This window comes from Variovorax sp. YR752 (assembly GCF_943372545.1).
In genome coordinates, this window is record NZ_CALRZC010000008.1 from 23895 (window position 1) to 46264 (window position 22370).

Here is a 22370-nt window from a genome sequence, read left to right on the forward strand (position 1 = left end):
AGAAAAGGTCACTTATTCACAGTCTGGAAAGGACGGTTTCCCTCTGTAAATCGCATGCACACTGGCATGGACGAGGGGAACACGTTACGGGCGCGGGAACGTCCGGAAGTTGAGCGTTACGGGAACACACCCGTTACGTGTTACGTAGCACGGTACCCTGGAGTGCAATTTGTAACACTCAACGAGATGGCCTCGTTTGGGTAATAAGTCACGCTTTCGGGGTGGAGACCCCTCCGGTGATGTGGGCTCAGCCCAGGATTTCTTCGTGGAAGAGCTTCCACTCGCCGCCCTGGCGGAGCCAGTACTGGCGGCGGGTACGGCCGTTCTTCTCGCCCTCGAACACCTCGCCGAAGGTGGCGACCATGGTGTCCTCGGTGTCGCGCCAGTGCAGGTACGACGTATCCTTGATTTGCACTCGTTTACCTTGTGCGTAGGTCAATTCGTCGCGGAGTACCGAATTGGCATCGACGGGCTTCCGGCTGGCGCGCTGGAAATCCGGCAAATAGAATTTCTTCAATTGCGCTTCATTGCCGCTGGCTCGTGCATCTTTCCAGGCGGTAATTGATTCGGCGAATTTCTTTTCTTCTTTTTCGGCCTGCGGCTGCGAAATCCATTGCAGGCTGCGCGCGGTGACGACAGGGGTGGCGCCGATCTGCACCTTGCGCAGCAGCTGCTTCAAGTCGGGGTTGGCCATGACGACGCAGCCGTCGCTGGCGAGCGGCGCCCGCGCAAACTGCTGGGGCGGGGTGCCGTGCAGCCAGATGCCGCTGCCGGTCTTGCCGCGCCGCACGTCGTACGGGTTGGGGTAGTTGATGGGGAGGGCGCCGGCGCCGTAGAAGTCTTTGAGCGAGCGCGGGTCGAGGCTGCTGGTGATGTAGTACACGCCCAGCGGGGTGCGCGCGTCGCCTTCGACGGTTTTGTCGGTGCCCGACTTGCCGACGGAGATGTAGTAGTCGGCGACGAGCTTCATGCCCTTGTCGGAGTTCTCGAACAGGTACAGCCGCGAGCGCGACGCATCGACGGCAATGGCGAAGCGGCTGCGGGTCGAGAGGGTGAGGAACTGCGAGGGCACGGTGCCGGCAGGCGGGCGTTCGCGCAGGGCCTGCAGGCGGCGGCGCGATTCCTCGTGCAACTCGACCATGGCCGGGTTGCCGCGCAGGCGCGCGATGCCGGCGGTGTCGGGCATGGCGTTCGAGGGCGGCACCTGCGCTGCGAGCAGGTCGCCGTACACGAGCTGCGCAAGCTGGAAGTTCGGATGGTCGCGCACGAGGGTCTGGGCCTTGGCCAGCGCCTCGCGGCTCTTGCCGCGGCCGAACAGTTCGTAGACGCCGATCAGGCGGGCCTCGGCGCCGCTGGCTTCCTGGAGCGGCGCGGCTGTTCTTGCGGACTTGCGGGCCGGGCGCGTGGCGCCTTGGCTGTCCGCCGCGGCCGCCCGTTTGCTCTTGGCTTGCAACTGCGTCTTGCTGGCGCCGCTGCCGGCTTTGCTGGCCCGGGCTTCCTTGACGGACGCGCGACTGCCGCCGGCCTTGGCGCTCTTCGCGCTGCCGGCCTTGGCTGTCTTGCTGCTGCCGCTGCTGTGGTTGTTGGCTGCGAGCGCGGCGCCGGGCGTGGCCAGCAGAAGCGCAGAGGCGGCCATCAAGGCCGCGAGCAGTTTCCCGCTCCTCAGCGGGAACGGGAGGGTCTGAAGCCGGCCTTGCCGGACGATGTCTGCCACTAGCCGCCGACGCTTTCCTTGCGAATGTGCCACTGGTTGCCAGAGCGTTGGAGCTCGAGCGTCTTACGGCTCGCGATGTTGAGGTTGTCCGCGCGGTAGACCTGACGGAACTTGGCGGTGGCGGTCTGTCCATCGACCTTGATCGCGAGGTTCTCGAGGTTCACGCTGATGCTGGACTTGCCGACGATGCGCGCGCGGCGGTCTTCTTCCCAGGCCTTGCGGCTTTGTCCGCCGGCGGGCGAGAAGTCGCTGCCGTAGGCGGCGAGGTAGCGGTCCATGTCCTGGCTGGCCCAGGCCGAGGCCCAGCCGCGCACGACGGATTCGATCTCTGCGGTGGAAGCCGGCGCAGCGGCAGGTGCCGGTGCGGGTGCCGGTTCAGGCGTCTTGGCCACCGGCGCGGGCGCTGCGGCCACCTTGACGGGCGGTGCGACAGGCGCGGCGGCGGGTGCCGGCGCCGGTGGGGGCGCCTTGGCAACGGGCGCAGGTGCGGGCACGGGAGCCGGAGCGGGTGCCTTGGCGACCGGAGCAGGCGCCGGGGCGGGCTTCGCAGCCGGTGCCGGTGCGGGCGTCGTCGTGGCCGATGCCACGAGGGTCGAGCCGCCCTTCGAGCCGGCCGTCGGCGTGGTCGTGAAGAGCGAGCGGATCACGGCCAGCTTGGGCTGCACCGCGGTGTTGTTCTGGTCGAGCTGCAGGGCCTTGCTGTAGGCCTGGCTGGCCAGCCGCGCGTACACGTCGCCGAGGTTTTCCTGGGCGGTGGCGTAGCTGGGGTTGGTGCGAATGGCGCTTTCGAGGGCGTTGCGGGCCTTGTCGAACTGGTTCTGGCTCGCGTAGATGACGGCGAGGTTGTTGAACGGCTCGGGCAGCTCGGGCGCGTCTTGCGTGAGCTGGGTGAAGGCGGCGATGGCCTCGGCGCGCTTGCCGGTGTCGAGCTGGATCACGCCCTTCAGGAAGCGCATCTGCGGATCGCGCGGCTTGTCCTTGAGGAAGGCCTCGGCCTTGGTCATGGCCTCGTCGAGCTTGCCGGACTGCATGAGGCGGTCAACGTCCTCGTGTTCGGTTGCGGCCAGCGCGGGGAGCGCGGTGCCGCAGGCCGCAACGGCCAGGAGCAGGGCGCGCACGGTGGGGGAGAAGCTGAAGCGGGCGCGAGGCCTGGGGCTCTTGGGCATTGCGGACAAGACCTCGTGGTAGGGGAAGGGGAATGCGGCAGGCATTGTAAATGGGGCTCGTCACCTCTGGATACCAAGCTGACAGGGCATTCGATGGCCCTATTCACAGTTATGCCGAACTTGCGCAGTGCAGCATCATCCTGTAACGTCATGTAAGCAAAGTACACGTATTTACCCTGATTTTTCTATCCCTCTGGAGTCCGTCTTGAAGATCACCAAACGCCGCCTGCTCGAAGGCGGCGCTGCAGCCATTGCCAGCTCGCTGTTCACTCCGGCCTCGTGGGCCCAGCGCGCCGCGGGCGGCGATGCCGCCTGGCCGACCAAGCCCGTGCGCATCCTCGTGGGCTTTCCGGCCGGTGCCTCGCCCGACCTGGCTGCGCGCGCCATCGCCGAGCCGCTCTCGAAGATCCTGCGCCAGCCGGTGACGGTGGAGAACAAGCCCGGCGCCAGCGGCAACCTCGTGGCCGCCGAAGTGGCCAAGGCCACGGACGACCACACGATCGGCGCGCTGATCAACGGCAACCTCACGATCGCCAAGCTGCTGAACCCGTCGCTGGGTTTCGACCCCGAAAAAGACTTCGCGCCCATCGGCCTCATCGGCACCGCGCCGCTGGTGCTGGTGGTGTCGGGCAGCGCCACGGGCAAGTCTGCGGCCGACCTGCTGCTGTGGGTGCGCAACCTGGGCAGCGGCGGCAAGTACGGCACGCCGGGCGTGGGCACGGTCGGCCATCTGGGCATGGAGCTGCTCAAGAGCCGCGCCGCCATCACCGCGCAGCACAAGCCCTACACCGGCAACCCGCAGGTGATTGCCGGCATCCTCGCGGGCGAGATCCAGCTGGCGCTGCTGCCGCCGGGCCTGGCGATGCCGCATGTGAAGTCGGGCAAGCTCAAGGCCATCGGCGTGACCTCGCCCGAGCGCAGCCCGCTGGTCAACGAACTGCCGACGATCCGCGACGCCGACGTGCGCGGCGCCGACCTGGAGATCTGGACCGCGCTCGCCGCGCCTGTGAGCATGAAGCCGGCGGCCGTGGCCAGGCTGAACGCCGCGCTGGTCGAGGTGATCAGTTCGCCCGAGGTGAGCGAGGCCCTGCTGAAGACTGGCTGGCAAGCGCAGCCCGGTTCGCCCGACACGCTGGCCAAGCGCATGCGCGCCGACACCACGCGCCTTGGCGGCGTGATCATCATGAAGGGCATTCGCTCCGAAACCTGAGCTCGCCCCCAGGCTTCGCGCACTTCGTGTCGCTTCTCCAACCCCCTACCGGGGGCAACACCAGCGGCCCGGCGAAGCCGGTTCCGCGGTGTTTCTGAAAGGGCCAGCGGCCGTGCGTGGATGGCCTAAAGCAGCGCCGACACCTGCCGGGCCGCATCGATCAGCGCCGGCAGCATCGTCTCCTGCATCACCTTCGCACTCGTGCGATTCGCCTGCCCGCTGATGTTCAGCGCGGCCACCATGCGGCCCTGTCGGTTCACGATGGGCGCGGCCACGGAAATCAGGCCTTCTTCCAGTTCCTGGTTCACCAGGCACCACTGCTGCTTGCGCGCCTGGGCCACCTTGGCCATGAGCGCTTCGATGTCGGTCACGGTGTGCTTGGTCAGCAGCTCGAGGTTCGACGCCTCGAGCCGTGCGCGCACCTCGTCGTCGCTCAAGTCGGCCAGCAGCAGCCGGCCGAGCGACGTGCAGTACGCCGGCAGCCGCGAGCCCACGCCCAGGCTGATGCGCATGATCTTCTGCGTCGGCACGCGCAGCACATAGACGATGTCGGTCGCGTCGAGCACGGCGGCCGAGCACGACTCCTGCACCTGTTGCACCAGCGCTTCCATCACGGGTTCGGCGCGGTTCCAGATCGGCATCGACGACAGGTACGCAAAGCCCAGGTCGAGGATGCGCGGCGTGAGCGTGAAGAGCTTGCCGTCGGTCACCACATAGCCCAGCGTCTGCAGCGTGAGAAGAATGCGCCGCGCCCCCGCACGCGTGAGGCCGCTGCCGGCGGCCACTTCGCTCAGGGTCTGGTGCGGCGCGCTCGCGCTGAACGAGCGGATCACCTGCAGGCCGCGCGCAAAAGACTGCACGTAGCTGTCACCAGGGGCGGGCGTGTCGGCGGTGGAACTGGCGGAAACGGGGCGGGTTGCCATGGCGAGCGATCCTCTCTAAAATTCATTATACGAACAAAAGTTCTTTAGACGAACAAATTGCAGTTCGCGAGGATTCGTGAATTCGGCAGGCTGTTCGGACCGTTCGGTTTCTTTCTTCACTCCCGGAGACAGGCTTCATGATCAACAAGATCGCGCGCTCGGTCGCCGATGCCCTGGCAGGCATCCAAGACGGCGCCACAGTGCTCATCGGCGGTTTCGGCACCGCCGGCATTCCAGGCGAACTCATCGACGGCCTCGTCGAGCAGGGCGCCAAGGACCTCACGGTCGTCAACAACAACGCAGGCAATGGAGAGACGGGCCTGGCGGCGCTGCTCAAGGCCGGCCGCGTGCGCAAGATCATCTGCAGCTTTCCGCGCCAGGCCGACAGCCAGGTGTTCGACGGCCTGTACCGCAGCGGCAAGCTCGAGCTCGAACTCGTGCCCCAGGGCAACCTCGCCGAGCGCATCCGCGCCGCGGGTGCCGGCATCGGTGCCTTCTTCTGCCCGACCGGCTACGGCACGCAGCTCGCGGGCAATCGCGAGACCCGCGAAATCGACGGCAAGCAGTACGTGCTCGAGTACCCCATTCACGGTGACGTGGCGCTCATCAAGGCCGAGCGCGGCGACCGCTGGGGCAACCTGGTCTACCGCAAGGCCGCGCGCAACTTCGGCCCGGTGATGGCCATGGCGTCGAAGAAGACCATCGCCACCGTGCACGACATCGCCGAGCTCGGCACCCTCGACCCCGAGACCATCGTGACCCCGGGCATCTTCGTGCACCAGGTGGTGCGCATCGAACGCGTGGCCACGCAGGCCGGCGGCTTCAAGAAGGCAGCATGACCATGAGCTACACACGTCGCACCAAGGATCAGCTGGCAGCCCGCGTCGCACAAGACATCTTCGACGGCGCCGTCGTCAACCTCGGCATCGGCCAGCCCACGCTCGTCGCCAACCACCTGCCGAAGGGCCGCGAAGTCATCCTGCAAAGCGAGAACGGCATCCTCGGCATGGGCCCCGCGCCCGAGGCCGGCGAAGAAGACTACGACCTCATCAACGCCGGCAAGCAGCCCGTCACGCTGCTGCCGGGCGGCTCGTTCTTTCACCACGCCGACAGCTTCGCGATGATGCGCGGCGGCCACCTCGACATCTGCGTGCTCGGCGCGTTCCAGGTGTCGGCCACCGGCGACCTCGCCAACTGGCACACCGGCGAGAAAGACGCCATTCCCGCCGTCGGCGGTGCGATGGACCTGGCCATCGGCGCCAAGCAGACATGGGTGATGATGGATTTGCTGACCAAGCAGGGCGCGAGCAAGCTGGTGCAGGCGTGCACCTATCCGCTCACCGGCATCGGCTGCGTCAAGCGCGTGTACTCCGACCTCGCCACGCTCGAGTGCACGCCGCAGGGCCTGAAGCTCGTCGACACCGTCGAGGGCCTGAGCCGCGAAGAACTCGAGACGCTGGTCGGCCTTCCGATCGCCGCCTGATCCGTTCCACCCATTCAAGAGACACACCACATGACCACCCAAGCCTTCATCTGCGACGCCGTGCGCACCCCCTTCGGCCGCTACGGCGGTTCGCTCAGCAGCGTGCGCACCGACGACCTCGGCGCCGTGCCCCTGCGCGCGCTCATCGAGCGCAACAAGAACGTCGACTGGCAGGCCGTGAGCGACGTGCTCTACGGCTGCGCCAACCAGGCCGGTGAAGACAACCGCAACGTCGCGCGCATGTCGGCGCTGCTCGCGGGCCTGCCGATCGAAGTGGGCGGCGGCACCATCAACCGCCTGTGCGGTTCGGGCCTCGATGCACTGGGCACTGCAGCCCGCGCCATCCGCGCCGGTGAAGCCGGCCTGATGATTGCCGGCGGCGTCGAAAGCATGAGCCGCGCGCCCTTCGTCATGCCCAAGGCCGAGAGCGCCTTCAGCCGCAACAACGCGGTGTACGACACCACCATCGGCTGGCGCTTCGTCAACAAGCTCATGAAGGCGCAGTACGGCGTCGACTCCATGCCCGAGACCGCCGAGAACGTGGCCACCGACTACAAGATCGAGCGCGAGGCGCAAGACCTGATGGCGCTCAACTCGCAGCTGCGCGCCGTGGCCTCGCAGAAGTCCGGCTTCTTCGACGCCGAGATCGTGCCCGTGAGCGTGCCGCAGAAGAAGGGCGATGCCCTCATCGTCAACAAGGACGAGCATCCGCGTGACACCACGCTGGAGGCACTGGCCAAGCTCAAGCCCATCGTGCGCCCCGACGGCACCGTCACCGCCGGCAATGCCAGCGGCGTGAACGACGGCGCCTGCGCGCTGCTGCTGGCCGACGAAGCCAGCGCCGCCAGGCACGGCCTCACGCCGCGCGCCCGCGTGGTCGGCATGGCCACGGCCGGCGTCGCGCCGCGCATCATGGGCATCGGCCCGGCGCCCGCCACGCAGAAGGTGCTGGCGCTCACCGGCCTCACGCTCGACCAGATCGACGTCATCGAACTCAACGAAGCCTTCGCCGCACAAGGCCTTGCCGTGCTGCGCCTCCTGGGCCTGAAGGACGACGACGCGCGCGTGAACATCAACGGCGGCGCCATTGCACTGGGCCACCCGCTCGGCGCCAGCGGCGCACGCCTGGCCACCACCGCGGTGAACCAGCTGCACAAGGGCGGCGGCCGCTACGCGCTGTGCACGATGTGCATCGGCGTGGGGCAGGGCATTGCCGTGATTCTGGAACGCGTCTGATGGGCCTCGCCCGACGCGAGCTGCTGCTGGGGCTGCTGGCCGCGGCGGGCCTGCCGGCGCATGCGCAGCCGAGCGATGCCAAGCCGATCCGCATCGTCGTGCCGTTCGCGGCCGGCGGCGGCAACGACGTGTTCGCACGCCAGATGGCCAAGGGCCTGGGCGAGGCGCGCAAGTCGGGCGTCATCGTCGACAACAAGCCCGGCGCGGGCGGCAACCTCGGCACCGAGCAGGTGGTGCGCAGCACGCCCGACGGCAGCACGCTGCTGCTGGGCCACACGGGCACCGTGTCGATCAACCCGGCGCTGTACAAGGGCCTGAAGTTCGACGCGCGCAAAGACCTGCTGCCCGTGGCCATGTTCGCGTCGTCCGCGCTCGTGCTCGTGGTGCCCGCCGCATCGAAGGTGCGCACCGTGGCCGACCTCGTCAACGAGGCGAAGTCGCGCCCCGGCCTGCTCGACTACGCGTCGAGTGGCAGCGGCACCGGCGGCCACCTCACAGGCGAACTCTTCGCGCAGCGCACCGGCACGAAGATCAATCACATCCCCTACAAGGGCACCAACCCCGCGCTCACCGACCTCGCGGGCGGCCAGGTGCAGATGATGTTCAGCGTCATCCCGCCCGCGCTTGCGCTGGTCAAGGGCGGACGGCTGCGCGCCATTGCCGTCACGGGCGCCAAGCGTTTGCCATCGCTGCCCGACGTGCCCACCGTGGCCGAGTCGGGCCTGCGCGAACTCGCGGGCTTCGAGAGCACGCTCACCTACGGCATCCTCGCGCCGCGCGGCACGCCCGATGCGTTCGTGAAGACGCTGTCGGCGCAGATGCTGCAGGTGGCGGGCGGTGCCGAGTTCCAGTCGCGGCTCGATGTCGAAGGCGCCGTGCCGCTGCTCGGCGGGCCGGCTGACTACGCCGCGCTCATCGCGAAGGAAAGCGCGCTGTGGGCCGGCATCGTCAAGGCCTCGGGCGCGTCGGTCGACTGACCGAGCGGCTCCGCGCTGCACCCAATCAATCAACGATTTTTAAACCGGAGACTTCCTTCATGTCCTTCTTCCGTTCGTCGCTCTCGCGTCGCGCCATCGCCGCGGCCGCGCTGGCCCTGACCGCCGGCGGCCTGCTGCCGCTGACCGCTTCGGCACAACAGCAGCCTGCAGCCTTCCCGACCAAGCCCGTGCGCATCATCACGCCGTTCCCGGTCGGTGGTGGTCCGGACGGCGTGGCCCGCCTCGTGGCCGACAAGCTCTCGCGCGCCTGGGGCCAGCCCGTGGTGGTCGAGAACCGCCCGGGCGGCAACGGCTTCATCGCGATCGACGCCTTCAAGCGCGGCGCGAAAGACGGCCACGACATCGTCGTGCTCGACAACGTGCACCTGGCCGCGTACCCGGCGCTGTTCAAGAAGCTGCCCTACGACGCATCGAAGGACTTCGACGCGCTGCTGCCACTGTTCAAGACCTACTTCTTCTTCACCGTCGGCACGAACAGCAAGTACAAGACCGTGGGCGACCTGATCGCCGATGCCAAGGCCAACCCCGGCAAGCTCGACTACGGCTCGTGGTCGGTCGGCAACCCGGTGCACCTGGGCTCGGAACTGTTCGAGTCGGCCACCGGCACGCAGATGGAACACATCATCTACAAGGAAACCACGCAGCTGTACACCTCGGTCGCCACGGGCGAGCTGGCCTTTGCGCTGGGCAGCAGCGCCACCGCCGGCCCGCTGCAGCGCGCCAACAAGCTGCGCTTCCTGGCCGTGGCCGCGCCCCAGCGCAACGCCGCCTTCCCCGACGTGCCGACCGTGGGCGAATCGGGCGGCCCGAAGGGCTTCGAGGTCATCGGCTGGAACGCCATCGCCGTGCCGAAGGGCCTGCCCGCTTCGGTGACGGAGAAGATCAAGCGCGACATCGAGAAGGGCCTGGCCGAACCCGACGTGCTGGAGAAGTTCAAGAGCTTCGGCTACGAGCCGTTCCCGACCACGCGCCCGCAGTTCGACCAGTTCGTGGCGACGGAAACGAAGCGCTTCACGGACGTGATCCGCAAGGCGAACGTGTCGCTGGACTGAGTGATCGCGCTCAGCGCGGCACCTGCAACGAACAAGGCACCCATGAGGGTGCCTTTTCTTTTGGGGGCACATCGGCGCCGCGCCAGGCCCGAAAGATTGTGCTGTCCCAAAGTCACATGTTACGCACAGATACATGCCTGGGTAGACCGTCTACCGCACGCCCCGACAGAGGCGACACGGCCCCGCCTCCGGTAGATCGCTCCCATTTCGGGGTACCCCCTTGCAGGGATACGCGTAACTGGCACCCGTTCTTACATTTTTGACCTGCACATCCGAAATCGTCGCCGTGTGGAGGAGCAAGCCATTGCCGCTGCACACGGATTCCAACCTGCTCAGTCAGTGAACGAAGAGGGAGTTGAAGTCATGAACAAGTTCTTCCGAACCCTGTGGAGTCCCACCGCCGGCACCTGGGTGGCCGCGCCGGAAATCGCGCGCGGCCACGCGCGATCGTGCAGCGGGGGCGGCGTGCGCGCGGTGGCGGCTGCGGCGGCAGCGGCGGCGCTGTGGGTCTGCGTCGTGCCGGTGCTCGCGGCGGGCGGCGCGGGCGGCCAGCCGATCGGCGACCTGTCGCTGCACGGGGGCACTGGCGGCAGCGACGGCACGGGCGGCAGCGGCGGGCTCAACGACACCACGGTCAATGCATTCGGTGGCGCGGGCGGATCGTCGACGCCGGGCGGCGTCACGGCGGGGGCCAACGCCAGCATCGGCAGCTTCGCCGGTGCCACGCCGGGCACCGGCGGCGCGGCCGGCACCACCAGCGCGCCCGCGGGTCCCGGTGCGTTCCAGGGCGACGCCGGTGGCGCGGGCCAGTCGCAGACCGGTGACGCGGCCAACGGCAACGGCTATGGCGGCGGTGGCGGCGGTGGCTTCCAGGGGATGTCGATCGCCAACAACGTGGCCAACTCGTCCGACAGCTACACGGGCGGCATCGGTGGCGCGGGCGGCAACGGGTACTGGGCGGCCGGCGGCGGCGGTGCCGGCGGCTACGGCTCGATCCTCAGCGGTCCGCTCGGCAGCTACACGGCCACGGGGTCTTCCACGGGCGGCGCGGGTGGCAAGGGCGGCGACGCCTTCTCGCAGGGCGGCGGCGGCGGCAGCGGGGGCGGCGGGTTCTACCTGAACGTGACCAACCCGGGGCTCAGCTTCAACAACTCCGGCTCGCTCACGGGTGGCGCGGGCGGCGCCGGTGGGGCCGAATTGCTGCCCGCCCGTTCCAACGCCTCGGGCGGTGGCGGCGGCGCAGGGGGCATCGGCGCGACGCTCGCGGGCGTCGCCGTCACCGTCGGCAACACCGGCGCGATCACGGGCGGCGCCGGGGGCGCTGGCGGTGCGGCCGGCGGTGGGGCGGGCGGCACCGGTTCACCGGGCGCCGGCGGCGACGGCGGGGCGGGCCTCGCATCGATCGGCGCGGGCGCAAGCATCACCAACACCGGCACCATCGCCGGCGGGGCGGGCGGCGTCGGCGGGGCCAGCAGCAGCGGCGGTCCGAGCGGTGCCAACGGTGTGGGCGGCGTCGGGGTGACGGGCGCCAACCTCGCGCTGACCAATGGCGGCACCATCTCGGGCGGCCTGGGCGGCGACGGCGTCACGCGCGCCGCGGCGGTCGCGTTCACGGGCGGCGCCAACAGCCTCACGTTGAACACCGGCTCGTCGATGACGGGCGCGATGTCGATCGGCGCGGGCGCGACCGCCAGCGTCGTCGCGGGCGCCGGCGGCCTCACCGTCAACAACGCATTGCTGCTGGGCGGCACCGGAACCATCAACACCAACGGCAACGACTTGGCGTGGACCGGTGCGATCTCCGGCGCCAGCGATCTCGTGAAGATCGGCGCGGGCGTGCTGACGCTGAGCGGTGCCGACACCCATGCGGGCGCGACCAACGTCGCCGCGGGCACCCTGCGTGCCGGCGCGGCCAACGTGCTCAGCAGCGTGAGCCCCTTCACCGTGGCCACCGGCGCGACGCTCGACCTGGCCGGCAACAGCCAGACCCTCGCGTCGATGGCGAACAGCGGCACGGTCTCGCTGGTGGGCGCGGTGCCCGGCACCACGCTCACGGTCAACGGCCCGTGGGTGGGCAACGGCGGCACGCTGCGACTGGGGACCGCGCTGGGCACCAGCGCGAGCGCGAGCGACCGGCTCATCCTGAGCGGCGCCACCGCAGTGGCCAGCGGCACGACGAATGTGCAGGTCACCAACCTGGGCGGCCTGGGCGCGCTCACCACCGGCAACGGCATCGAGGTGATCAGCGCCATCAACGGCGCGACCACCACTGCGCAGACGACCCAAAGCGCGTTCCTGCTGGCCGGCACGCACGTCGATGCGGGCGCCTATGAGTACCGGCTGCATGCGGCCGACGCCACCGGCGCGGGCGAGAACTGGTACCTGCGCTCGACCACCGCGCCCGTCACCCCCGTCACGCCGGTGACGCCCGGCACGCCGCCTGCCAGCGGTGGCGGCACCAGCACCGGCAGCGCAGGCAGCGTGCCCGTGTTCGTCGTGCCCACCTACCGCGCCGAAGTGCCGCTCTACGCCGCGCTGCCCGAGCAGCTGCGCCAGTCCAGCCTCGCGATGCTCGGCAACCTGCACCAGCGCATGGGCGACAACCTGGTCACGGGCGCGAACACGGTCACGCCCGCGCAGGGCTACCGCCAGGCCTGGGGCCGCATCATCAGCACCGAGCGCACCATCGCGCAGGGCGGCACCGTGAGCCCCACGAGCAAGGGGCGCCTCACGGGCTTCCAGGCCGGCACCGACCTGTGGGCCAACCCCGACTGGCACGCGGGCGTGTACGTCGGCCAGCTCGACGGCGACATGCGCGTGAACGGCTTTGCCAGCGGCCTGGCGAACCGCGGCGTGGGCAGCAACAACCAGAAGAGCGAATACCTGGGCGCCTATGCCACCTGGAAGCACGGCAGCGGCGTGTACGTCGACGGCGTGCTGCAGGCCGGCCGCCACCGCTACAGCGCCTCGCCCGCGCTGGGCTTCTCCCGGGGCGGCAAGGGCAACAGCCTGCTGGCGTCCATCGAGGTGGGGAAGCCGATTCCCATTGCGCCCAACTGGACCGTCGAGCCGCAGGTGCAGCTGGTGCACCAGCGGGTGAGCCTGGGTGACACGGGTATCTCCGGCGCCCTCGTGCAGCAGAACAGCCACAACGGCTGGCGGGCACGCGCCGGCGTGCGCGTGAAGGGCGAGTTCGTCACCAGCGCCGGGCTGCTGCAGCCCTATGTGCGGGTCAACTTCTACCGCAACAGCAGCGGCACCGACGTCACCCGCTTTGTCGGCCCGGCCGGTGTCACGGACATCGCGACGCGCACCGGCGGCAGCAGCACCGAGCTGGCGGCAGGGGCCACGCTGCAGGTGGCCGAGAACACGAGCGTGTATGTGGAGCTGGGCAAGCTGTGGGCGGGCTCCGGCGGCGACTCGCGCATCAAGAGCGGGGTCAATGCCAGCGTCGGCGTGAAGATGCGCTGGTGATCTCGCGAAGGGGAGCCGTGCGGCGTCTACGCATGCCGCCGCACGACGGCGTGGAGCGTGCGCACGCGCGTCTCGCTTGACGGCTGCGCAGGCGACGGCCGTCCCCAGCCCTGCGGCAGTTCATGCAGCACGGCGTTCGCATCGAGCGAGCGGATCGCGACCGACGTGTCGGCCGGAATCCGTCCCTGCGCCACCATCGCCTCGTAGCGCAACGCGCACACGCGCAGGAACGACGCGAAGTTGCCGACCTCGCCGCGCGCCGCCACCAGCTCGTCGTACAGCCGCTCGATGAGCTGCACCACGGCCATGCCGTCGCGCTGCGCAATCTCTTCGAGCACCTGCCAGAACAGGTTCTCGAGCCGGATGCTGGTGACCACGCCATGCAGCCGCACCGAGCGTGTGCGCGCGTCGTAGCTTTGCGGATCGGCGCTGATGAAGACTTCGCACATGGGCCATCTCCTTTGCGAGAGTGGGTGATGTCGGGGCGACGCGGCACTGTAGCGCCGCCCACGCACTTTCGTCAGGTCAGTGTTCGATGCGGGTGCCGAGCACCACCAGGAACTGCGACAGCCACGCCGGATGCGCCGGCCAGGCCGGTGCGGTGACGAGGTTGCGGTCGGTCACGGCCTGGTCGACCGGGATGCCCATGTACTCGGCACCGGCCAGTTCCACCTCGACCTGGCAGGCCGGGTAGGCCGACACTTTGCGGCCCTTGATGAGGCCCGTGGCCGCGAGCAGTTGCGCGCCGTGGCAGACGGCGGCCACCGGCTTGTCGGTCGCGAGAAAGTGGCGGGCGATCTCGACCACGCGGGGGTGCATGCGCAGGTACTCGGGCGCACGGCCGCCGGGAATCACGAGCGCGTCGTAGGCCTCGGGGCGCACGTCGTCGAAGGTGGCGTTCAGCGTGAAGCGGTGGCCCGGCTTCTCGCTGTAGGTCTGCGCGCCTTCGAAGTCGTGGATGGCGGTGTGCACCCAGTCGCCGGCTTTCTTGTCGGGCGCCACCGCGTGCACGGTGTGGCCGACGGCCAGCAGGGTCTGGAACGGCACCATGGTTTCGTAGTCTTCGGCGTAGTCGCCGCAGAGCATCAGGATCTTGCGAGCCATCGGGTTTGTCTCCTTCGGATGAGGTGGTGCGAAACCGGCCGGCGCAGGGGGCGCGCCGGCCGTCGCCGCATTATTCGAAGGGGGAGGGCGCAGCGGGTAGCAGCGGGCTGTGATGCCGCTGCGGCCCCTGCCTGCCGCTTGCTACTTGACCGAGCCCGCCGTCAGGCCTTGCACCATGTAGCGCTGCATCCACGCAAACAGAATGGCGACCGGGACCACGGCGCAGATGGCGGCGGCCATCACCAGCTCCCACTGCACCACGTACTGGCCCGCGACCATGTTGGTGACGAGCACGGTCAGCGTTTGTTTTTCGGTGGAGCGGATCAGCGTGTAGACCACCGCGAACTCGTTCCACGCATTGACGAAGGTGACCAGCGCCGTGACCGCCATGGCCGGCAATGCCAGCGGCAGGAACACCTTGCAGACTGTGCGCACCGGGCCGGAACCTTCGAGCCAAGCCGACTCTTCCAGGTCGCGCGGAATGGTCTCGAAGTACGAGGTCATCATCCAGACGGCAAAGGCAATGCCGAAGGCGCCATAGGCCACCACCACGGACAGGCGCGAATCGGTCATGTTGCCGCCGTCGAACCAGGGCAGGCTGGCCGCCATCTTGAACAGGCCCACCACCAGCAGCACGGGCGAGATCATCTGCGTGATGAGCAAAAACTGCCGATAGCCGCCCTGGCCGCGAAATTTCAGGCGCGCCAGCGCGTAGGCGGAAGGCACGCTGACGGCAATCGTCAGCACCGTCGCAGAGAGCGACACCAGCAGGCTGTTCAGCAGCGCGCGCCCGAAGCCGGTCTGGGTCCACATGGCGGAGAAGTTGCTCCACTGCCACTGCTGCGGCAACCACCGGGCCGGATAGACGTAGATCTCCGAGGCCGGCTTGAGCGCCGTGAAGAACATCACCGCGAGCGGAAAGATGACCACCACCACCAGCGGCAGGAGCAGCAGCCAGCACCAGAGGCTGCGCACGAGTTTGTCCGAGCGGATCATGCGGCGGCCTTCGCGGACTGCCGCTTTTGCAGGCGCAGGTAGAACACGGTGAAGGCCAGCAGCAAGGCCAGCATCACGAGCGAGATGGCGGCGGCTTCGCCGGGGCGGCCCATGCGAAAGCCCAGCTGGTAGAGCCAGGTGACGAGGATGTGCGTGGCGTTGTCCGGCCCGCCCTGCGTCATGATCCAGATGATGGGAAACGAGTTGAAGACGTAGATCACGTTCAGCACGATCGCCATGTGAATGAAGGGCTTGAGCAGCGGCAGCGTGAGCCGGCGAAACTGCTGCCAGCGCGACGCGCCCTCGATGTTGGCGGCTTCGTAGATGTCCTGCGACACCGACGACAGGCCGCCCAAAAAGATGGTGACGGTGAAGGGGATGGACACCAGGATGCCCACGCCCACTTCGACCCAGAACGCGAGCTGCCCGTCGGCCAGCCAGTTGATCGGCTCCTGGATGACCCCGACCATCGCCAGGCTCGCGTTGACCATGCCGTACTGGCCGTTGAAGGACCAGGTCCAGACGATGGCGGTCATCGTCAGCGACACCGCCCAGGGCAACATCACGATGGTGCGCGCCACGCCCCGGCCATAGAAGTCCTGCTGCAGGATGAGCGCGATCGGCACGGCGCACAGCACGGCACCGCCGACCACGCACACCGTCCATTGCACCGTGCGCCACACGACATGGGCGAACACCGGATCGGTGAACACGGTGCGAAAGTTGTCCAGGCCATTGAAGGCCCGCAGCAGGCCGAAGCGCGAGATGTCGTGCACCGACTGGAACACCAGCGTGGACAGCGGGTAGGCCAGGATGAAGATCGTCAGCAACAGGCTCGGCGCAATCAGCCCCCAAGCCAGGGTCGGACCTCGAACAGGATTCTGCATAGGGCAATTCGATCGGAATGGGCGTGGTTAGGCGTGGTGCGACACGCGGAAAGCTGGCGCAGCCCCAGGGCTGCGCCCGGGGCTTGCTGGCTTACTTCTTGTTGAGCTTGGTGTTGGCTTCGGCCGCGGCCTTGTCCAGCGCCGCCTTCGGTTCCGCCTTGCCCTGGTAGATGGCCTGCAGCGCATTGGTGACGGCCTGCGCCGAGTCTTCCCAGCCGGCGACCAGCGGGGCGAAGCGCGCGTTGGGCAGCAGGGTCACGAACTCGGACAGCACCGGGTCGTCCTTGAACACGGGGTCGTTGGCCACCTCGCGCGTCACCGGCATGAAGCCTTCGCCCTGATCGAACTTCAGCCGTGCGTTCTTGGAGAACATGAAGCTCAGGAATTTCTGGGCGGTTTCCTTGTTCTTCGAGGTCTTGAACATCATGATCGAGTCGGTCACGCCGAAGGTGATGTCCTTGCCGCCGTTGGGCACGCCGGTGATGCCGTATTTCAGTTGCGGCGCGTCCTTGGCGATTTCCTTGGCCAGCGGCGGCAGCGAAATGACCATGCCCAACCTGCCCTGCTTGAACAGGTTGTGCAGGTCGTAGCGCGTGTTGCCGGCGACGCCGGGCTCGGTCAGGCCCTGGTCGATCATGCTTTTGTAGAGCGTGGCGGCTTTCACGCCGGTCGGCGAATTGAAGGCGGCCTTGTTGCCCGCATCCAGCACATCGCCCCCCATGCTCCACAGCGCGTAGTAGAAATAAGTGTCGGTATCCAGGTCTTTACCCTGGATGCCGTAACCGTAGGCGCCCGTGGCCTTGATCTTTTTCGAGGCGGCAATCACGTCGTCCCAGGTCTTGGGGCCATTGGGAAAGCCTGCCTTGCTCAGCATGTCCTTGTTATAGAACATGGCGCGCACGCTGGCCGCAATGGGCAGCGCATACGGCTTGCCTTTGATATTGCCGGCATTCAGGAAGGCCGGAATAAAACGATCCTTGAACGCCGCATTGGCGTAATTGTCGACCGGCTCCACCAGGTCGTCGTTCACGAAATCGCCCACCCAGCGGGTCGCGACATGGGCCAGATCGGGCGGGTTGTTGCTGGCGATTTCAGCCTGCAGTTTCTGCTGCATGTTCTCCCAGCTTCCCACCTCGACCTTGACCTTGTCTCCGGGGTTGGCCTTCTCATATTCCCGAGCTAAAGCCTCCAGCCAGGGGCGCGTGTTGTCGCTGTAGCTGGACATGGCAATGCGGATATTTCCCGCCTGGGCCGTGAGGGAGCAAAGGCCCAGAAGAATTGCACTGGCCAATAGAGTTGTATTTCGTTTTTTCATATTTAATTCCTCGTAAGATTATTGAAAATGAATTAAATCCACGTCTGCTTCCGCTGCATTCAATGCTTGCGCTTTTTTATCTTACGAGGCAGCCAGATCACGCCATAGATAGAGCTAACCCTCGATTTCTAAAAACTAGAACCCTGCGTGCGAAATATTGAACGCCAAATGCCGATGACGTCCTGTACGCTCCAAAATTCGAGCTCGAATTGCGCGCGGTAATTCATTGCCGCCCGGGTCGGGAGAAGTATTGGCAATTCACAGGGCGCATTGCGTGGACAAATTAATTTCGACCCCGTCTCCGGTTCATTCCCACGCGTCGCCCCGGCGTGTGACGCTGGTCACGGGCGCCGCGGGCGGTATCGGCCAGGCCCTGTGCCGCCGCGTGCTGCAGGCCGGCGACCGGCTGATCGCGCTGGACCACGACGCGGGCGCACTGGAAGGTCTGGCGGCCGTGTTGGCCGCGCAGGGCGTGAGCGATGACGATCTGGCGCGGCTGCATCCCTTGGTGGCGGACGTCACCGACTGCGCAGGCTTGTGCGAGAAGGTGGCCGCAGTCGTCGCCACGGTCGGGGCGGTGGATGTGCTGGTGTCGAACGTGGGCGCCGCGCGCGGGCCGACGGTGCGCAAGACCACGCCGCAGGACTGGCAGGCCGACATCCAGCTCAACCTCAATGGCGCGTTCCATTGCGTGGAGGCGGTGCGCCACGCCATGGTTGAGCGCCGCAGCGGGCAGCTCGTGCTCATCGGCTCGGTCAATGCGCTGACCACGCTCGGCCACCCGGCCTACAGCGCGGCCAAGGCCGCCCTGGTCAGCTACACCCGGTCGCTCGCCATGGAGCTGGGCGGTTATGGCATCCGCGCCAACATCGTGCTGCCGGGCACCGTCAAGACGCCCGCCTGGCAGGCACGGGCCGACAAGAACCCGCAGGTGTTCGAGCAGCTGAAGAAGTGGTACCCGCTGGGCGACTTCGCGACACCCGACGACGTGGCCGATGCCGTGCTCTTTCTCGCGTCGCCCGCCGCGCGCGTCATCACCGGCGTGGCGTTGCCGGTGGATGCGGGCCTCATGTCGGGTGTCCTTCCCATGGCCCGTGAGATCACCGTCGAAGACTACTGAGCCAGCGACCCCTTTTCACAACTACAAGGAGACCCCATGGCTCAGGTTCAACTCAAGCAACTGCGCAAGGATTTCGCGGGCGTGCCCGTCGTGCACGGCATCGACCTGGACATTGCCCACGGCGAGTTCGTCGTGCTGGTCGGCCCCTCGGGCTGCGGCAAGTCGACGCTGCTGCGCATGATCGCGGGGCTGGAGCCCATCAGCGGCGGCGAGCTGCGCATCGGCGGCGCACGGGCCAACGACCTGTCGCCGCAGAAGCGCAACATCTCGATGGTGTTCCAGAGCTATGCGCTCTACCCGCACCTGTCGGTCTACGAGAACATCGCCTTCGGCCCGCGCACGCGCGGCGAGGCCGAAAGCGACTTCCGTCCGCGCATCGAAAAAGCCGCCAGCCTGCTCAACCTCACGCCGTACCTGGACCGCCTGCCGCGCGCGCTCTCGGGCGGACAGCGCCAGCGCGTGGCCATGGGCCGCGCCGTGGTGCGCGAGCCCGCACTGTTTCTCTTCGACGAGCCGCTGTCGAACCTGGATGCGCAGCTGCGCGTGCAGATGCGCGCGGAGATCAAGGCCCTGCACCAGCGCCTGGGCAACACCATGGTCTACGTCACGCACGACCAGGTGGAAGCCATGACCATGGCCGACCGCATCGTCGTGATGCGCGCGGGCCGGGTGGAGCAGGTCGGTGCGCCGCTGGAGCTCTACGACCGCCCGGTCAACCGCTTCGTGGCGGGCTTCATCGGCTCGCCCGCGATGAACTTCACGCAGGGGCAGGTGCATCGCGAACACGGCCGCACCTGGCTCGCGCTGCCCGACGGGCAGGCGTGGCATCTGCCCACTTCCGGGTGCACGCCGCTGCTGGCCGATGGACAGCACATCCTGCTGGGGTTGCGGCCCGAGCATCTGCAGTTGGCCTCCGAAGGATTGGCGCTGCGTGTGATCCTCACGGAGTCGACGGGCGACAAGACGCAGATCTACGGCACCGTGGCGGGCAGCGAGACACCCTGGTGCGTCTCCGTGCATGACCGCGTGGCCCTCAAACCCGGCGACGTGGTGCACCTGCAGGTCCGCGATGCCGCATCGACCCATTGCTTCGATGCGCAGACAGAGCGCCATGTGGGCGTTGCGGCCCCCGCGCCGGTCGGGCACAGGCCAGCCGTGTCCAGTGCGGACTTGCGTGCCAGTGGGAGCGAGGGCCAACGCCATGCCGCGTCGATCGCGTATTCGTACGGCTAGGCGATGAGCAGCCATCGCATGCCCGACGTCGAAACGGGCAACCACATCGGCGGGCGCTGGTCGAGCACCATAGACACGCTGCCAGTGGTCAACCCGGCCAACGGCGAAACCATCGCCACCGTGCCCCGGTCAAGCCGCGAGACGGCGGACGCGGCCGTCGCCGCCGCCAAGGCCGCAGCCTCCGATTGGGCCGCGGCCCCTGTGTTCGAGCGCGCTGCGATGTGCATGGCGATCGCGACCGAGATCGATGCCGCGCGCGAGACCATCGCGCACACGCTGTCGAGCGAGCAGGGCAAGGTCCTGGCCGAGGCGCTCGGCGAAGTCGCCAAGGCCGCCGACGGCTTCCGGCTCGCCGCCGAACTCGTCAAGCAGATGGGCGGCAAGACGCTGCCGGCGGAAGACCCGAGCAAGCTCGTCATGACCCTGCGGCAGCCGCGCGGCGTGTATGGCGTCATCACGCCCTGGAACTTCCCGGTCAACATCCCCGTGGAGTACCTCGCCCCCGGCATTGCCACCGGCAACACGATCGTCTGGGTGCCTGCGCCATCCACCGCGCTCGTGGCCTGCGCGCTGATGGCAGCGATCCAAAAGGCCGGCCTGCCCGCCGGTGTCGTCAATCTGGTGATCGGCGAGGGCGCGATCGTGGGCGATGCGGTGGTTGTGCATCCGGACGTGACCGCCATCGCCTTCACCGGCAGCACCGCAACGGGCCAGCGCATCGCCGAGCGAGGCGCCGGAAAGCCGATGCTGCTCGAACTCGGAGGCAATGGGCCGCTGATCGTTTGTGAAGATGCAGACCTCGATGCCGCAGCCGCTGCAGCGGCGGGCGGCGCGTTCTTCAACGCGGGGCAGGTGTGCGCGGCGACAGGCGTTGTGCTGGCCCATGCCAGCGTGGTCGACCGCCTCTGCGACAAGCTGGTCGCCAAGGCCGCCGGGCAGGTGCTGGGCGATCCCTTGCATCCCGCGACGACCATGGGGCCGCTCAACAACGCCAAGGTGGCGGCCAAGGTGCGCGCGCATGTGGACGAGGCCATCGCGCAGGGGGCGCGCCTGCTGCACGGCGGCCGGGCGCGGCCGGACCTGGGCAGCGACCTCTTCTTCGAGCCGACCGTGGTGCGCGACGTGACCCCGACCATGCGGCTGTGCCGGGAGGAAACCTTCGGCCCCGTCGTGCCGGTCATTGCCTTCGAGGACGAAGCGCAGGCCCTGCAAATGGCCTTGCAGAACGACTACGGACTCTCGGTGGGCGTGTTCACCCAAGACATCGGCCGAGGCATCGCCATGGCCCAGGCGATTCCCGCCGGCATCGTCAACATCAACGCGGGCACGACCTGGTGGGAACTCCACCTGCCTTTCGGTGGTGGCTCCGGCAAGAAAAGCGGCATCGGCCGGCTGGGCGGCATGCACACGTTGGAGGCGATGACCGAGATCAAGATGATCACGGTCACGCTGCCGGGTTGAGCCTCTCGACGCCGAAGGTCCCGCGCGCCGGGACTATTCCAACTTTCCCTTCGCGCGCCCCGGCTTCACGGGCCGCTGCCACCCTTGCATGTACGCGATCAGCGACTGCGACAGGTGATTGGCCGCGAGCGACAGGCGCCGGGAATAGCTCGCCACCAGCGTGGCGCGCGCCGAGCGCAGCGACGCATCGGTGAGCGGAATGGCCACCACCTTGCCAGCCTCGATCAGCGGCGCGACCACGTCGCTCGGCTGGAAGGTGATGAGGTCCGACTCCGCGACCAGCCGGCTCGCAAAGGACAGCGAATTCGTCTCGACCGCAATGTTCAGCTTGAACTTGCCCTTGGAGCTGACGCGGTCGACCAGCTGGCGCAGGCCGAAGGAGCGGTCGGGCAACGCAAGCGGCGCATCGGCGACCTGCGCGAGCGTGCAGCTGCGCAGTTGTGCCAGCGGATGCTGCGGCGACGCAATCACGCACAGCGGCTGCTCGATCTTCTGCAGCTCGATGAGGTCGGGGCGCGGCGAGGCGCCGAACAGAATGCCCAGGTCGTACTTGTGCTCCGCCACCGACTCGCCCACCGCATGCGAGCCCATGAGATCGAGCGAGAAGGTGATGCCCGGGTGCGTGCGGATGAAGTTCGGCATGAAGCTCGTGAGCAGGCCGTGCAGGATGCCTTCCACGCAGCCCACCCGCACATGGCCCTTGGCCAGCGTCTCGTACTCGTGGATCTGGCCCTTCAGGTCGGCCAGCTGCGTCTTGTTGTCCTGCGCATAGCGCAGCAGGAGTTCGCCGGCCGCGGTCAGCGCCATGCCGCGTGCGTGGCGCTCGAAGACGGGCACGCCCAGTTCGTCTTCCAGCAACGCGATCTGCCGGCTCACGGCGCTCTGGGCGACGAAGAGCTTTTCCGCCGCCACGCGCACCGAGCCAAAGGCCGCGACCTCGTAGAAGTACCGAAGGGTTGTGGATTCGATCATGCGTGCACTCTACGGGATGGCAGGGA

At 67.8% G+C, this 22370-nt stretch carries 19 protein-coding genes; 10 read left to right on the forward strand and 9 right to left on the reverse strand.

Annotation, left to right across the window (positions count from 1 at the left end; genetic code table 11):
- Window positions 1-247 precede the first annotated feature (247 nt).
- Window positions 248-1636, reverse strand: a complete 1389-nt coding sequence (locus AAG801_RS03135; protein WP_341887117.1) for a L,D-transpeptidase family protein — start codon at window positions 1634-1636, stop codon at window positions 248-250.
- A gap of 77 nt (window positions 1637-1713) precedes the next feature.
- Complete coding sequence (locus tag AAG801_RS03140; RefSeq protein ID WP_341887118.1) at window positions 1714-2880, reverse strand: tetratricopeptide repeat protein; 1167 nt, start codon at window positions 2878-2880, stop codon at window positions 1714-1716.
- Window positions 2881-3085: 205 nt separating this feature from the next.
- Here AAG801_RS03140 and AAG801_RS03145 point away from each other — a divergent pair, with 205 nt between their 5' ends.
- Window positions 3086-4090 (forward strand): tripartite tricarboxylate transporter substrate binding protein, encoded by a 1005-nt coding sequence (locus AAG801_RS03145; protein WP_341887119.1) that lies wholly within the window; start codon window positions 3086-3088, stop codon window positions 4088-4090.
- Between the two features lie 125 nt (window positions 4091-4215).
- On the opposite strand, the gene AAG801_RS03150 is transcribed toward AAG801_RS03145, so the two are convergent.
- Window positions 4216-5013: an IclR family transcriptional regulator C-terminal domain-containing protein gene (locus AAG801_RS03150; protein WP_341887120.1), complete on the reverse strand. Its 798-nt coding sequence runs from the start codon at window positions 5011-5013 to the stop codon at window positions 4216-4218.
- Between the two features lie 137 nt (window positions 5014-5150).
- On the opposite strand from AAG801_RS03150, the gene AAG801_RS03155 reads away from it, so the two are divergent.
- From AAG801_RS03155 to AAG801_RS03180, 6 genes are all read left to right on the forward strand, one after another.
- Window positions 5151-5852: a 3-oxoacid CoA-transferase subunit A gene (locus AAG801_RS03155; protein ID WP_119552256.1), complete on the forward strand. Its 702-nt coding sequence runs from the start codon at window positions 5151-5153 to the stop codon at window positions 5850-5852.
- The gene (locus AAG801_RS03160) at window positions 5849-6496 is read left to right on the forward strand and encodes a 3-oxoacid CoA-transferase subunit B (protein WP_341887121.1); all 648 of its coding nucleotides are present in this window, start codon (window positions 5849-5851) and stop codon (window positions 6494-6496) included. The genes AAG801_RS03155 and AAG801_RS03160 overlap by 4 nt, the downstream gene beginning before the upstream one ends.
- Window positions 6497-6526: 30 nt before the next feature.
- Window positions 6527-7732 carry a 3-oxoadipyl-CoA thiolase gene (gene pcaF, locus AAG801_RS03165; RefSeq protein ID WP_192193623.1) on the forward strand — a complete coding sequence of 402 codons (1206 nt, stop codon included), beginning with the start codon at window positions 6527-6529 and terminating at the stop codon, window positions 7730-7732.
- Complete coding sequence (locus tag AAG801_RS03170; RefSeq protein ID WP_341887122.1) at window positions 7732-8709, forward strand: tripartite tricarboxylate transporter substrate binding protein; 978 nt, start codon at window positions 7732-7734, stop codon at window positions 8707-8709. The genes pcaF and AAG801_RS03170 overlap by 1 nt, the downstream gene beginning before the upstream one ends.
- Window positions 8710-8768: 59 nt before the next feature.
- Complete coding sequence (locus AAG801_RS03175) at window positions 8769-9782, forward strand: tripartite tricarboxylate transporter substrate binding protein (RefSeq protein WP_341887123.1); 1014 nt, start codon at window positions 8769-8771, stop codon at window positions 9780-9782.
- 363 nt (window positions 9783-10145) lie between these two features.
- Window positions 10146-13256 carry an autotransporter outer membrane beta-barrel domain-containing protein gene (locus AAG801_RS03180; RefSeq protein ID WP_341887124.1) on the forward strand — a complete coding sequence of 1037 codons (3111 nt, stop codon included), beginning with the start codon at window positions 10146-10148 and terminating at the stop codon, window positions 13254-13256.
- A gap of 26 nt (window positions 13257-13282) precedes the next feature.
- Here AAG801_RS03180 and AAG801_RS03185 read toward each other — a convergent pair whose 3' ends face one another.
- The 5 genes from AAG801_RS03185 to AAG801_RS03205 form a co-directional block, all read right to left on the reverse strand.
- The gene (locus AAG801_RS03185; protein WP_341887125.1) at window positions 13283-13705 is read right to left on the reverse strand and encodes a ribbon-helix-helix domain-containing protein; all 423 of its coding nucleotides are present in this window, start codon (window positions 13703-13705) and stop codon (window positions 13283-13285) included.
- A gap of 76 nt (window positions 13706-13781) precedes the next feature.
- Window positions 13782-14360 carry a DJ-1/PfpI family protein gene (locus tag AAG801_RS03190; RefSeq protein ID WP_153282122.1) on the reverse strand — a complete coding sequence of 193 codons (579 nt, stop codon included), beginning with the start codon at window positions 14358-14360 and terminating at the stop codon, window positions 13782-13784.
- 141 nt (window positions 14361-14501) lie between these two features.
- Window positions 14502-15356 (reverse strand): carbohydrate ABC transporter permease, encoded by an 855-nt coding sequence (locus AAG801_RS03195; RefSeq protein WP_319357414.1) that lies wholly within the window; start codon window positions 15354-15356, stop codon window positions 14502-14504.
- Window positions 15353-16243, reverse strand: coding sequence for a sugar ABC transporter permease (locus tag AAG801_RS03200; RefSeq protein WP_341887126.1), 891 nt, complete (start codon window positions 16241-16243; stop codon window positions 15353-15355). Before AAG801_RS03200 ends, AAG801_RS03195 begins: the two co-directional genes overlap by 4 nt.
- A 91-nt stretch (window positions 16244-16334) precedes the next feature.
- Entirely contained in the window at window positions 16335-17558 is a 1224-nt protein-coding gene (locus AAG801_RS03205; protein WP_341887127.1) for a sugar ABC transporter substrate-binding protein, read from the reverse strand.
- A gap of 331 nt (window positions 17559-17889) precedes the next feature.
- Between AAG801_RS03205 and AAG801_RS03210 the strand changes: the two genes are divergently transcribed.
- The 3 genes from AAG801_RS03210 to AAG801_RS03220 are packed head-to-tail and all read left to right on the forward strand — an operon-like array spanning window position 17890 to window position 21372.
- Window positions 17890-18678, forward strand: a complete 789-nt coding sequence (locus AAG801_RS03210) for an SDR family oxidoreductase (RefSeq protein ID WP_341887128.1) — start codon at window positions 17890-17892, stop codon at window positions 18676-18678.
- Window positions 18679-18714: 36 nt separating this feature from the next.
- On the forward strand, window positions 18715-19911 hold the full coding sequence (gene ugpC / locus AAG801_RS03215; RefSeq protein ID WP_341887129.1) for a sn-glycerol-3-phosphate ABC transporter ATP-binding protein UgpC: 1197 nt from the start codon (window positions 18715-18717) through the stop codon (window positions 19909-19911).
- Window positions 19912-19929: 18 nt separating this feature from the next.
- Window positions 19930-21372: an aldehyde dehydrogenase family protein gene (locus tag AAG801_RS03220; RefSeq protein ID WP_341887130.1), complete on the forward strand. Its 1443-nt coding sequence runs from the start codon at window positions 19930-19932 to the stop codon at window positions 21370-21372.
- A 33-nt stretch (window positions 21373-21405) separates the two neighbouring features.
- On the opposite strand, the gene AAG801_RS03225 is transcribed toward AAG801_RS03220, so the two are convergent.
- Window positions 21406-22344 carry a LysR family transcriptional regulator gene (locus AAG801_RS03225; RefSeq protein ID WP_341887131.1) on the reverse strand — a complete coding sequence of 313 codons (939 nt, stop codon included), beginning with the start codon at window positions 22342-22344 and terminating at the stop codon, window positions 21406-21408.
- Window positions 22345-22370: the final 26 nt, after the last annotated feature.